The organism is Burkholderia sp. BCC1985, assembly GCF_905339915.1.
Classification (GTDB): domain Bacteria; phylum Pseudomonadota; class Gammaproteobacteria; order Burkholderiales; family Burkholderiaceae; genus Burkholderia.
Window position 1 is genome coordinate 72,579 of sequence record NZ_CAJPGY010000003.1, and the last position, 12,736, is coordinate 85,314.

At 67.6% G+C, this 12,736-nt stretch carries 13 protein-coding genes; 8 read left to right on the forward strand and 5 right to left on the reverse strand.

The genetic code is table 11. The features are described 5' to 3' along the window. Positions 1-16: 16 nt before the first annotated feature. Together U4Z31_RS03765 and U4Z31_RS03770 are read right to left on the reverse strand one after the other, a co-directional pair. Entirely contained in the window at positions 17-1,081 is a 1,065-nt protein-coding gene (locus U4Z31_RS03765) for a 2,3-butanediol dehydrogenase (RefSeq protein ID WP_044843313.1), read from the reverse strand. 29 nt (positions 1,082-1,110) lie between these two features. Beyond that, positions 1,111-1,440, reverse strand: a complete 330-nt coding sequence (locus tag U4Z31_RS03770; protein WP_321809465.1) for a hypothetical protein — start codon at positions 1,438-1,440, stop codon at positions 1,111-1,113. A 204-nt stretch (positions 1,441-1,644) separates the two neighbouring features. Between U4Z31_RS03770 and U4Z31_RS03775 the strand changes: the two genes are divergently transcribed. Beyond that, positions 1,645-2,127 (forward strand): DUF3331 domain-containing protein, encoded by a 483-nt coding sequence (locus tag U4Z31_RS03775; RefSeq protein ID WP_321809466.1) that lies wholly within the window; start codon positions 1,645-1,647, stop codon positions 2,125-2,127. A gap of 21 nt (positions 2,128-2,148) precedes the next feature. On the opposite strand, the gene U4Z31_RS03780 is transcribed toward U4Z31_RS03775, so the two are convergent. Next, a complete protein-coding gene (locus tag U4Z31_RS03780; protein WP_321809467.1) occupies positions 2,149-3,348 on the reverse strand; it encodes a GNAT family N-acetyltransferase in 1,200 nt (399 codons plus the stop codon). A gap of 208 nt (positions 3,349-3,556) precedes the next feature. Here U4Z31_RS03780 and U4Z31_RS03785 point away from each other — a divergent pair, with 208 nt between their 5' ends. Continuing rightward, positions 3,557-5,029 carry a PLP-dependent aminotransferase family protein gene (locus U4Z31_RS03785; RefSeq protein ID WP_321809468.1) on the forward strand — a complete coding sequence of 491 codons (1,473 nt, stop codon included), beginning with the start codon at positions 3,557-3,559 and terminating at the stop codon, positions 5,027-5,029. Between the two features lie 51 nt (positions 5,030-5,080). Here the strand turns inward: U4Z31_RS03785 and U4Z31_RS03790 are convergent, their stop codons facing one another. Further along, positions 5,081-5,977 carry a LysR substrate-binding domain-containing protein gene (locus U4Z31_RS03790; RefSeq protein ID WP_044843317.1) on the reverse strand — a complete coding sequence of 299 codons (897 nt, stop codon included), beginning with the start codon at positions 5,975-5,977 and terminating at the stop codon, positions 5,081-5,083. A 197-nt stretch (positions 5,978-6,174) separates the two neighbouring features. Here U4Z31_RS03790 and U4Z31_RS03795 point away from each other — a divergent pair, with 197 nt between their 5' ends. The 5 genes from U4Z31_RS03795 to U4Z31_RS03815 all read left to right on the forward strand — a co-directional run bounded on the left by U4Z31_RS03795 (position 6,175) and on the right by U4Z31_RS03815 (position 10,302). Next, on the forward strand, positions 6,175-6,834 hold the full coding sequence (locus U4Z31_RS03795; protein WP_044843347.1) for an RraA family protein: 660 nt from the start codon (positions 6,175-6,177) through the stop codon (positions 6,832-6,834). Positions 6,835-6,862: 28 nt separating this feature from the next. Continuing rightward, complete coding sequence (locus U4Z31_RS03800) at positions 6,863-7,543, forward strand: RraA family protein (RefSeq protein ID WP_321809469.1); 681 nt, start codon at positions 6,863-6,865, stop codon at positions 7,541-7,543. Between the two features lie 3 nt (positions 7,544-7,546). After that, entirely contained in the window at positions 7,547-8,191 is a 645-nt protein-coding gene (locus U4Z31_RS03805) for an RraA family protein (RefSeq protein ID WP_044843319.1), read from the forward strand. Then, positions 8,188-9,405: a pyridoxal phosphate-dependent aminotransferase gene (locus tag U4Z31_RS03810; protein WP_321809470.1), complete on the forward strand. Its 1,218-nt coding sequence runs from the start codon at positions 8,188-8,190 to the stop codon at positions 9,403-9,405. The genes U4Z31_RS03805 and U4Z31_RS03810 overlap by 4 nt, the downstream gene beginning before the upstream one ends. 90 nt (positions 9,406-9,495) lie before the next feature. Beyond that, positions 9,496-10,302 (forward strand): alpha/beta hydrolase, encoded by an 807-nt coding sequence (locus U4Z31_RS03815; RefSeq protein WP_321809471.1) that lies wholly within the window; start codon positions 9,496-9,498, stop codon positions 10,300-10,302. Between the two features lie 38 nt (positions 10,303-10,340). Here U4Z31_RS03815 and U4Z31_RS03820 read toward each other — a convergent pair whose 3' ends face one another. After that, on the reverse strand, positions 10,341-11,594 hold the full coding sequence (locus U4Z31_RS03820) for an MFS transporter (protein WP_124645937.1): 1,254 nt from the start codon (positions 11,592-11,594) through the stop codon (positions 10,341-10,343). 141 nt (positions 11,595-11,735) lie between these two features. Between U4Z31_RS03820 and U4Z31_RS03825 the strand changes: the two genes are divergently transcribed. Beyond that, entirely contained in the window at positions 11,736-12,611 is an 876-nt protein-coding gene (locus tag U4Z31_RS03825; RefSeq protein WP_321809472.1) for a LysR family transcriptional regulator, read from the forward strand. The last annotated feature ends 125 nt before the right edge of the window (positions 12,612-12,736 follow it).

Here is a 12,736-nt window from a genome sequence, read left to right on the forward strand (position 1 = left end):
TCCTGTCAACGGTTCGTCAGGCGGCCGCGGGCTGGACGATGATCTTCACGTTCCGGTCCTTGTGGTTGACCAGCTCCTCGAAGCCGTGCGTGACGATGTCGCCGAGCGTGATCCGGCCGGTGATCAGCGGCTGCACGTCGATGCGGCCGTCCGCGATGAAGCGGATCACGTCCGCGAATTCGCCGTTGTACGCGAGCGAGCCGATCACTTCCTTCTCGGTCGACACGATGTCGAAGAAGTTGAACGACGTCGGCTCCTCGAAGATGCCGACCATCACCGACTTGCCGGCCTTGCGGATCACGTCGATCGCGAGCTGCGCGGTGGCCGTGTGCCCGATGCACTCGAACGACACGTCGGCGCCGTAGCCGCCCGTCAGCGCCTTGACTTCCGCGACCGCGTCGGACGCCTTCGGATCGATCACGACCGTCGCGCCGACCTCCAGCGCCTTCTGCTTGCGCGCGGCCGACATTTCCAGCGCGATCACGCGTCCGGCGCCCGCGGCCTTCGCGCACATGATCGTGCACAGGCCGATCGTGCCGGCGCCGACCACGACGACGGTCTGGCCGACGATGTTGCCGGCCTTCTTCACCGCATGCAGCCCGACCGCGAGCGGCTCGATCAGCGCGCCGGCCTCCGTCGGGAAGTTGTCGGGCAGCTTGTACAGCAGCTCGGCCGGCACGTTCACGAATTCGGCGAACGCGCCGTTGTTCATCAGCCCGGTGAACGCGAGGTTCTCGCAGATGTTGTACAGCCCGTGCCGGCAATACCAGCAGGTGCCGCAATGCTGGCAGGCGTCGGCCGTCACGCGCTCGCCGACCGCGAAGCCCGTCACGCCCGCGCCGAGCGCCGCGATCTCGCCGCTGAACTCGTGGCCGAGGATGCACTGGCCCTTCAGGCCCGTCAGCGGGTGCGGCGCGTCGACGGGAATGAACACGGGCCCGGCGACGTACTCGTGCAGGTCGGAGCCGCAGATCCCGCACCAGTGCACGCGGATCTGGACCCAGCCGGCCGGCGGATGCGCCGGAACGGGAACCTCTTCGACGCGGATGTCGTGGCGGCCATGCCAGACGGCGGCCTTCATGCTGGGAGCGGTGTTCGATGCCGGTGTACTCACGTTGCTGTCTCCGTCAGGTTGTCGTCGGACGCGCGGCCAAGGGCCGGTTCGTCCGTCGCGCGATTGCGCGAGCGACCGACATGCAGGAACGGGGCCAGCTTGAATCGGCGGTCGGGTGGCGAAGGCGTCGGGCGGGCGGTGTGCGATGCAGCAGGCCGCCTTGCGTTGACATCAGCCGGGGCCGTGCGAATCACATGCGAAATTTGCTGCGATTGCGACGGGGCGCGGCGGCTGAGACGCCGGGACATTCGTCTCAGCCGTTTGAGACGAAACGCGAGACGCGCGGTTCGGTCGTGGGCGTCGTAGCCGCGGTCGTTGCGGTCCATTGTGGCGATCAGCGAAACGCATCGTTGCGCATGTTTCCCCTTTACTTGAAGTTAACTTCAACTTGTATCATCTGCGGCAATGTCCGATCGCCATGCGTGCATGGTGGTTGCACCGGAGGCGGGGTGCATGACTGAATCGGTCGTTGCTGCCGTGCGAAGGGCCGAGCGCGGCTCGTCTCAAATCTTCACGGAATGTCGTCAAGCATGCCAAACGTTATCGAATGCCTGATCTGCGAGTACGTGTCGTACCACATGCTGGTAGCCGAAGAGCGGGACGCGATGCCGTTACCGGCAGACGTCGGGATGGCCCGGCGATCGGAGCGTGCCGATCGCGCGCCGACTCCGGAGCCTGTCGCACCGGGCGTTTCACCGTTGCGGCCGCAACTGTTCGTGTCGGTTCTGGAAGCGGGCGACGACGGCTTGCTGGTGCGCTGGAGCGAAAGCGGGCGCTGCCATTACGGCGAGCAACGCTGGCGCTTGCGCGTCGCGTTGCAGGCGGGCCGCTGCGCGATCTCCGGGCAGGCGATCGAGCCGGGCGAACCGGTGTACCGGCCGGTGCGGCGGCCGGTGCCGGTCAACGGCGACGAGATGATCCACCCCGCGTCGGTGCCGCCTGCGGCTGGCGCCGCGTGTCGCGCGGCACCAGCCCGCGGCGAGGCGACGGATCCGGTCGATGCCCCGGGCTGAGCGACCAGTTGCACTCTCGCATTACTTGAGATCCTTCCGGTACTGGATGAACCCCGCGCTGTTCGCGAGCTTGTCGTACAGCGCGCGGGCGGTCGTGTTGGTTTCGTGCGTGAGCCAGTACACGCGGCTTGCGCCGGCTTCGCGGGCCCGCTCGTACACGGCTTCGATCAGTGCGCCGCCCGCGCCTTGCCCGCGGGCGTCCGCCGCCGTGAACAGGTCCTGCAGATAGCAGTACGGCCCTTCGGTCCAGCACGAGCGGTGATAGATCGCGTGCACGATGCCGACCAGCGTACCCGACGCGTCGAAGGCGCCGAGCGCGAACATCGGTTCGGCGGGATCCATCAGGCGCGCCCATGTCGTCGCGAACACGGCGTCGCTCAGCGCGGTCTCGTAGAAAGTCTGGTAGCCCTGCCACAGCGGGCGCCACGCGGCTTCGTCGGCGGCCACGAGCGGCCGGACCGTGACGCGCGTCGCGTCGTTCGCGCGGCCGGCCGCATCGCGCGCACGCGCCCGCGCGTGGCGGATCGCGACGAGCGTCTCGCGCTGCGTACCGCTGGCGTCGAAGTTCTCCGGCGCGAGCCAGGCTTCGAACGCGGCGCGCACGTCCGGCCATTCGCCGTCGACGATCGAGAACCATGCCGTGTCGCGGTTGCGGCCCTTGTAGATGATCGCCTGCCGGAACGTGCCTTCGTAACGGAAGCCGAGCCGCGCTGCCGCCTTGCGCGACGGTTCGTTGAGGTCGTCGCACTTCCATTCGTAGCGCCGGTAGCCGAGCGTGTCGAACGCGTACTTCATCAGCAGGTACTGCGCTTCGGTCGAAATCGGCGTGCGCTTCAGCAGCGGCGAGAAGGTGACGGAACCGACCTCGATCACGCCGTTGGCCGGGTCGATGCGCATCAGCGCGAGCGTGCCGACGGCGCGGTTCGTCGCGCGGTCGATCACCGTGTAGTGCAGCGGATCGGCGCTGGCCGCCGCGCCGCGCGCGTAGTCGCGGTAGCTCGACTCGTCGGCGTACGGCCCGTGCGCGAGATAGGTCCAGTCGCTGCCGTCCGGCGCCTGCGCGTACGCGGCGTACAGGTCGGCGGCATGGCGGTCGGCGTCGAGCGGTTCGAGGCGGCAGTAGCGGCCCTCGAGCACGATGCGCTCCGGGCGAGGGCGCGCGGACCAGTCGGGAACGGGGTGGCCGATGGGCTGCTGGAAGTCGTTGGTGAGCGTGGACAAGGTCGATCTCGCTTCGGTTGGCGGCCGGCGACATGCCGGCATGCAGACGATCGTAGTCCCGGCGAGGTACCATGAGAAGCGCCAGCCGACAGCAAATTTATGGTGCCACGAAGGTGCTGCCGAGGTGCCACGAACGCGCCACGCCGGTGCCATGCCGGCGCCGCGCTCGACGCGCGATGCCCCGAGGCTTCCACACTGCGATATCCCGATGACGACTGCCTTTCCTTCCGGCGACGCACCGCTGTTGCCGCTCGACGCGCCGCTCGCGCGCACGGCCGGCGCGCCTTCGTTGCAGCGGCAGTTGCTGCGCCGCGTGCGCGACGCGATTCTCGGCGGCGCGATGCCGGCCGGCACGCGGCTGCCCGGCACGCGCGCGCTGGCCGAGACGCTCGGCGTGTCGCGCAACACGACGGCGGCCGTCTACGAGCAGCTCGTCGCCGAAGGCTTCCTGCAATCCGATCGCCGCGGAACGCGCGTGGTCGGCCTGTCGCGGCCGGCCGCGCCGCGCCGGCGGGTCGCACCGCCGGCCGTCGCGCAGCGGCTCGGCCGGATTCGCCCGAGCCTGATCGGCGCCGGCGAGTCGGAAGGCTTCCGGCCGGGCGTGCCCGCGCTGTCGCATTTCCCGGTGGATGCGTGGCGGCATGCGATCGACCGCGCGCTGCGCCGCGCCGGCCGCGACCTGCTCGCGTATGGCGACCCGCTCGGCGAACGCGCGCTGCGCGAGTCGATCGCGCGCCACCTGGCCGTGACGCGCGGCGTGCGCTGCGATCCCGAGCAGATCGTGATCACCGAAGGCGCGCAGGGCGCGATCGCGCTGTGCGCGCAGTTGCTGACGAACCCCGGCGACACGGTCTGGGTCGAGGAGCCCGGCTATCGCGGTGCGCGCACCGCGATGCAGGCGGCCGATCTCGACGTCGTGCCGATGCCGGTCGACGCGGAGGGGCTGCGCGCGGCAGACACGGACTGGCGCGAACGGACGCCCCGGCTCGTCTACACCACGCCGTCGAACCAGTTCCCGACCGGCGCGGTGCTGTCGATCTCGCGCCGGCTCGCGCTGATCGATGCCGCACGCCGGCATCGCGCATGGATCATCGAGGACGATTACGACAGCGAGTTTCGGCATACCGGCGAGCCGATCGGCGCGTTGCACGGGCTCGCGGCCGATTCGCCGGTCGTCTATCTCGGCTCGTTCAGCAAGACGATGTTTCCGGCGTTGCGGATCGGCTTTCTCGTGCTGCCCGACGCGCTGCTCGCCGCGGTGCGGCCGGCGTTGCCGGAGATGCTGCGCGGCGGGACGCGCCACGTGCAGCTCGCGCTCGCCGATTTCATCGAGACGGGGGAGTACGGGCGCCATCTCGGGCGGATGCGACGGCTGTATCGCGACCGGCGGCGCTCGCTGCTCGCCGCGCTGGACGACGCGTTCACCGTGCCGCATCAGGTCGAGGGCGGGCCGTGCGGGCTGCATCTGGCGTTGCGGCTGCCGGCCCGTTTTCGAGACCGCGTGATCGTCGAAGCGGCGCGCACGCACGGGATCGGGCCGTTTCCGCTGTCGGGGTTCTCGATTCACGCGACGTCGCCGGCCAACGGGCTCGTGCTCGGGTTCGGCAATACGTCGGCCGATGCGTTCGCGCCGATGCTGCGGACGCTGTCGACGATCGCGCATCGGGTCGCGGGCGAGTGACCCGGCGCGCGGGTGACGCCGCCCGGGAAGCGGCACGATTGTCGCGCGTCGTTACTTTTTCAGCATGTCGAGCACGGCATCGACCATCGGATGATGACGGTTCGTATTCCAGACAGCGGCCGCCGTCACGACCATGACCTTTTCCTTCAACGGCCGCACGACGACGTTCTCCGGCGCGAGCTTGCGGGTCGACGCAGGCACCAGCGCCACGCCCTGACCGCAGCCGACGTACGCAATCTGCGACGTCACCGAACGCACCTCGTGAATCACGCGCGGTGTCAGCCCATGCGTGCGGCAGACGGACGTCAACATGTCGAAGTAGACGGGGCTGACCTGTCGCGACGACATGATCAGCGGTTCGTCCATCAACGCGCGCAGCCGCACCCTTGGTATGGCCGCCAGTGGATGCTTCTTCGGCAACGCGACAGCGAGCCGGTCCTCGGCCATCGGCATCGTCGCGATACCGTTCGCTACCTCGCCATCGACGCGTGCAAAGGCGAGATCAAGCTCGCCGGCCTCCAGCGCCGGAATCGCGTCGACGCTGTCGATCTCGTTGACGAACACGGTCAGGTTCGGATGCGCGCGCTTGAGCGCGTCCAGTAGCGGCGGCACCGTGTCGAGCATCGCGGACGTGATCGCGCCGACGTGCAGCACGCCCGACTGGCCGGCCGCGACCTCGCGCACGACACGCTGCAGCCGCTCGGCCTGGCCGGCGAATTGCCGGACGGCCGGCAGGATCGCGGCGCCCGCCGGGCTCAGTTGGGTTCCCTGCCGCGAGCGGTAGAACAACTGGATCCTGAGCGACTGCTCCAGTACCTTGATCTGCTCGGTCAACGGCGGTTGCGACATGTTCAGCCGCTTCGCCGCGCGCCCGAAATGCTGCTCCTCGGCGACGGCGAGAAACATCCAGAGTTGCCGAATCAGCCGGTAGTCGATCGTGTTGCTCATGGCGGGTATGCCCGGAGTGAAGCAGCGCGGAAAATGCCGCGGGGAGGGCGGCGCGGCGCGACATGGTGGTTGCCGGCCGCGCGCGACGTGAGGTTTTTCGTATTCCGGAAATCGTATCACGCAGATATGAAATACGAAATTTACTTGTCACGCTACCGAAGCGACGATGGCTGCACTTGTCAACGGGAAACAGCATGATGAACCAGCCTTCCTTGCTCGAGCGCCTTGCGTCGCTCGACACCAATACCGTATCCGACGCGCTCGACTTTCTCGGCATGCCTGGCGCTACGGTCGGCCTGCGTCCACTGTGGAACTGCCCGAAGATCGTCGGGCGTGCCAGCACCATTCAGCTCGGTCCGAAAGCCGATGCCAAACCGACCGTGCACCTGATCTCGCCGGTCGTCGACGCGATCGCCACCGACGATCGCGTGCTGGTGATCGCCGGCGGCGCGGACGGAATTTCCTGCTGGGGCGACATTCTCGCGAACGCGGCGACCGCGAAGCGCATTCGCGGCTCGGTGATCGACGGCCTGAGCCGCGACATCGACGGAAGCGAATCGATCGGCTATCCGGTGTACGGACGCGGCATCACGATGATCAGCGCGCGCAACCGCGTGATCCAGATCGATTCCGGCACACCGGTGCAGATGGCCGGTGTGACTGTCCATCAGGACGATTACGTGATCGCCGACCGATGCGGCACGGTGTTCATACCGGCGCGGTGCATCGAGGACGTGCTCGATCTCGGTGAGCGTATCGCGAAGCGACAGGACGGGATGGTCGCCGCCGTGCGTGCCGGCCGCCCGGTCGCGGACGTGATGCACGACAAGGAATTCGAAGCCATCGCGGTGCGCTGACCGCTCATCCTTCTAGCGGAGTTTTGATATGACGAATCCCAACAAGGCTGCGGCGGAAGACCAGGAACTGGTCGCGCTGTTCGAAGGGCTCGATACGCCCGGCGTTTCCGATGCGATGGACAAGCTCGGGCTGCACGGACAGGCGCTCGGCATCATGCCGTTGGCCAACTACACGAAGGTCGTCGTCGGTCCCGCCTTCACGGTCAAGTACGTACCCGCGAGCGTGCCGCCCGGCACCGTCGGCGACTTCATCGACGATGTCGCGCAAGGTGACGTGGTCGTGATCGACAACGACGGCCGGACCGACTGCACGGTATGGGGCGACATCATGACCCAGTATGCCGGGCAGCGTGGCATTGCCGGCACCGTGATCGACGGCGTGTGCCGCGACGTGAACAAGGCGCTGGGCGACAACTATCCGCTGTTCACGGCAGGGCGCTTCATGCGGACTGGCAAGGACCGCGTGCAGGTCGAGTCGGTGAATACGACGGTCGCAATCGGCACCGTGCGCGTGGCGGCGCGCGACATCGTCGTCGCGGATGCGAACGGCGCCGTGATCGTGCCCCGCGATCGAGCGCGCGAAGTCGCACAGGTTGCTCGCCGGATCGAAGAAGTCGAATCGCATATCCGCGAACAGATCGCACAGGGCAAGACGCTTGGCGAAGCGCGAGCGGCGCTGGGCTATCACACACTGCAAAGCAAGGCCTGAACGATGAACCCGACCCAGACTTATGAGCCGGCGCTGCTGGAGCAGGCGCGTAAACTCGGCACCTCCACGTTGTTCGAGGCCTCGGGCCTGTCCACCGGCGCCGTCGATCCGGCGATCCGCACGGTGTGGCCCGGCGCGTCGGTCGCCGGTCCTGCCTTTCCGCTCGAATGTTCGCCGGGCGACAACCTTTCGATTCATATCGCGATGGAGCAGGTGTCGCGCGGCAGCGTGCTCGTCATCTCGACGGGCGGCTTCGTCGCCGGTTACTGGGGCGAGGTGCTGACTGTCGCCGCCGAGGCGGCCGGCGTGGCCGGGCTGGTCATCGACGGTGGCGTGCGCGATATCGCGGCGCTGACCGCACGGCGCTTTCCGGTATTCACGCGCGGCATTTCCATGCGCGGCACGATCAAGGCGAGCGCGCCGTCGGTCGGACAGTCGATCAGCTTCGCGGGAACGCCTGTAGCCGCCGGCGATCTGGTCGTGGCCGACGACGACGGCGTGCTGGTGATACCAGTTGCATATGTCGAGACGACGCTGGCCCAAGGGCAGGCGCGTGCTGACAAGGAAGCGCAAATGATGGACGCATTGCGCGCAGGGCGCAGCACGCTCGAACTGATGGGTCTGACGAACTGGAGGAACGCTCAATGAGCGCACCGATCGATACGCTGAACCGCTTCCTCGCAGCCGCGCGTCCGTCGGCGACCTACAAGGTGATGGATCGTGTGGCCGCCCGGCGCGCGAGCGGTGCCGCGGTGATTTCGCTGAGCGCCGGCGAGCCGGATTTCGACACGCCGGAACACGTGCGGGAAGCGGGCATCGCCGCGATCCGCGCGGGCCACACGCGCTACACGCAGGTGGCAGGGCTGCGTGCGCTGCGCGAGGCGATTGCCGAGAAGTTCCGGCGCGAGAACAGCGTCGACGTGGACTGGCGCGACACGCTCGTGTGCAGCGGCGGCAAGCAGGTGATCTTCAATGCGCTGGCCGCGACGCTGAACGAGGGCGACGAAGTCATCGTCCCGGCACCGTACTGGGTCAGCTATCCGGAGATCGTGCAGCTGTGCGGCGGTCGCTCCATCACTGTCGCATGCGGCGCGGAAAGCGGCTTCAAGCTCACACCGGACGCGCTGCTGGCGGCGATCACGCCGCGCACGCGATGGCTGATCCTGAACTCGCCGTCGAACCCGACCGGCGCGGTGTATAGCCGTGCGGAGCTGAAGGCGCTCGCCGAGGTGCTGCTCGCGCATCCGCACGTGCTGGTGCTGTCCGACGATATCTACGAGCACCTGATTTTCGATGGCATCGAATTCTTCACGATCGCCCAGGTCGAGCCGCGGCTGCGCGAACGCGTGCTGACGATGAACGGTGTGTCGAAGGCCTATGCGATGACGGGCTGGCGCATCGGTTTCGGTACCGGGCCGCGCTGGCTGATCGATGCGATGGAGAAGTTGCAAGGGCAGCAGACGTCCGGCGCGTCGACGATCTCGCAGCACGCGGCGCTGGCCGCGCTGACGGGGCCGCAGGATTTCATCGCGCATTCCCGCGTCGCGTTCCAGCGACGGCGTGATCTGGTCGTCGAACAACTGAACCAGGCGCCGGGTTTGCGCTGCGATGTTCCGCAGGGCGCGTTCTATGCGTTCGCGTCGTGCGAGGGGGTGATCGGCAAGACGACCCGTGCGGGCGTGCAACTGGCGAGCGACGAGGATGTGGTGAATGCGTTGCTCGACGAAGCCGGCGTGGCCACCGTGCACGGGAGCGCTTTCGGGCTCGGCCCGTACATCCGGATCGCTTACGCGCTCGACGACAAGTCGTTGCTGCGTGCGTGCACCGCGATCCAGGATTTCTGCCGGATGCTGACGGCCTGAGCGTCGTTGCCCGGCGTCTGTCATTCCACCCCGGTCGACCCTGTCGCGCCGGGGCGGGCGCTACACCATCCTTACCCGGAATTCGATTAGATGAGTGATGAGTTTTCCCAGTCGCGGTTGTCCTTCGCCGTCGACAGCACCGACCTGGATGTGTCGGCCATTCATCGCGGCGGCGAGCACGCGCCCGTCGTGTTTCTCCACGGCTTCGGCTCGACCAAGGAGGATTACGCGGACATCGTGCGCCATCGCGAATTCGACGGCCGGCCTTTCGTTGCATACGATGCGCCGGGCTGCGGTGAAACGCATTGCGCGGATCTGTCGAAGATATCGATTCCGTTTCTCGTCGAGACTGCGCTGAACGTGATCGACCGCCTGGGCTTCGATCGATTCCATCTCGTCGGCCATTCGATGGGCGGGCTGACGTCGTTGATGCTCGCACATCTGTATCCGCGGCGCGTGCTGAGCTTCGTCGACATCGAGGGGAACATCGCGCCCGAGGATTGTTTCCTGAGCCGGCAGATCGTCGACCATCCGCGCGACAGCGCCGAGCGGTTCTTCGACGATTTCATCGACCGCACCCGTCGCGCGCCGGCCTACGCGAGCGCGCTGTACTCGGCGAGCCTGCGTCACAAGGTGCGGGCCGAAGCGGTCGGGGCGATCTTCCGCTCGATGGTCGACCTGTCCGACAACGGCGACCTGATGCGCAAATTCCTCGGCCTGCCGTTTCCCCGGATGTTCATGTACGGCGCGCAGAACGCGTCGCTGTCGTACCTGAGCGCGATCGAGGCGCACGGTGTCTTTCTGTCGGAAATACCGGATTGCGGGCATTTCCCGATGTACTCGAATCCGGTGCTGATGTGGAAGGCGATCGCGAAGTTCCATGCGCGCGTGCGCTGACGCGATGCATTTGGTGGCGGCGCATGTCGTGGTGGCGTTTACCGCACGCGTTCCGCGCGCATGATCCGGTGCGCCGCTGCCAGGCCGAGCACGAGCAGCACCGCGACATACGCGACGACCGCGCTCCACGCACCGTGTTGCCAGAACGAGCCGCCGATGGAGCCCAGCACGCTCGACCCGAGGTAATAGGCCAGCAGGTAGAGCGACGCGGCGTGCCCCTTCGCGGAACCGGCGAGATGCCCGACCCAGCCGCTCGCGACCGCATGGGCGACGAAGAAGCCGATCGTGATCAGCACGATCCCGACGATGATCGCGACGAGCGAATGCGACAGCGTCAGTGCGAGGCCGGCCGCGAACACGAGCATGCCGCTGACGAGGACGGGCGCGCGCCCGAGACGATCGGCGAGCGCACCGGCGCTCGACGAAGACACCATCCCGAACAGGTAGGCACCGAAGATCAGTCCGCAGGCGGTCGCGCTCAGGTTGAACGGCGCGGCCGTCAGCCGGAACCCGGCGTAGTTGTAGACGGTCACGAACGCGCCCATCACGAGGAAGCCGATCGCGAACACGAACGGCAGCCGCGCGTGATGCAGCTGCGCGTTCCACAGCCGCAGATGGTGACGCAGCGTCAGGTCGGTGCGCTTCACGAAGCGTCGCGACTGCGGCAGCAGCATCACGAACGCGACCGCCGCGACGAGGTCGACCACGCCGATCGTCAGCATCGCGGTGCGCCACGAGAAATACTCTTCGAGCGCGCTCATCCCGATCCGCCCGATCATGCCGCCGAACGCGGTGCCGCCGACGTAAAGTCCCATCGCCAGGCCCAGCCCGTCGGCGGCGATTTCCTCGGCGAGATAGGCCATCGCCACCGCCGGAACGCCGCCGAGCGCGAACCCTTCGAGCGCGCGCCAGAGCAGCAGCAGGTTCCAGTTCGGCGAAATCGCGGCGAGCAGGTTGAACAGCGCGGCCAGCGTCATCGACGCGAACATCAGCCCGCGTCGTCCGACGCGTTCGGACAGCGCGCCGGCGCACAGGATGGAAACCGCCAGCAGCCCGGTCGACAGCGACAGGGACAGCGAGCTCGACGCCGCGCCGATGTTGAACTCGCGTGCGAACGCGGGCAGCAGCGGCTGCACGCAGTACAGCAGCGAGAAGGTGGAAAAGCCGGCGAGGAACAGCGCCAGCGCGATGCGCTTGTAGGCTGCCGAGCGCGGCGACACGCCGATAGGCAGCGCATCCGGCGCGGCGTTCGCGGCGCGATTCGTGGCGGGTGACATTGCGGGAGTGGACATGACAGGTGCCCGATGGGTCAGGGAATGCCCGAATTCTTGCGCACGCTCATGTATATGTCCAATATATGAAATGAACCGTAGCGATACGTTTTTCGACTGGCTCTAAAGCCGCTTCCATCTACCCCGGGATCACAACAACGCATGGAACTTCGGCATCTCCGATACTTTCTGGCCGTGGCGGCCACGTCCAACTTCACGAAGGCCGCGGAAACGCTCGGCATGGGTCAGCCGCCGCTCAGCCAGCAGATCAAGGCGCTCGAGAACGAACTCGGCGTGGCGTTGTTCAAGCGGACCGCGCGCGGCGCCGAACTGACCGTGGCGGGAGAGGTATTCGCGGAGGAGGCACGGCGCGTGCTCGACGACGCGGAACGCGCGGCGCGGGCGGCAAGACGGGCGGCGCGCGGGGAGATCGGGCAATTGCGGGTCGGGTTCACCGGGACGGCGGCCTTCAATTCGAAGGTGGCGGACCTGATTCGCCGCTTTCGCGAAGCGTTTCCCGATACGGATCTGACGTTGCAGGAGGCGACCTCCGGCGTGCTGCTCGACGCGCTGGCGGCCGGGCGGCTCGACGTCGCGATCGTGCGTCCGGAGCGCCGCATCGCGGACACGCTGGTGGCAGCGGACTGGGACGAGGAGCCGATGTTCATCGCGCTGCCGGTCGCGCATCGGCTCGCGCGGCGGCGTCGGATCGATCTGGCGGAGCTGGCCGACGAGGCGTTCGTGCAGGTGCCGCGCGAAGCGGGCAGCGCGCTGTTCGACGACATCGTCGCCGCATGCAATGCCGCCGGCTTCCAGCCGCGCATGGCGCAGCCCGCGCCGCAAATCGCTTCGGCGGTGACGCTCGTCGCGGCCGGGCTCGGCGTGTCGATCGTGCCGAAGGCGATCACGCAGGTGCAGGTCGCGGGCGTCGTGTATCGGCAGGTCGCGGGCAACGGGCTGCGTGCGAGGCTCGCCATTGCGTCGCGGCGCGACGATCCGTCGGCGGTGGTGCGCAATTTTCTGGCGCTGGCCTGGTAGCGCGGGACGCATTGCGTCGCGCCTCGCCGCCGCGTCGGGGGAATGTTCCGATTGACGAACCGCGAACTTTGTCCGGAACGAACGCTGTCGCGGTTCCGCCGCTGCCCGACCACCCGGCATGCGGG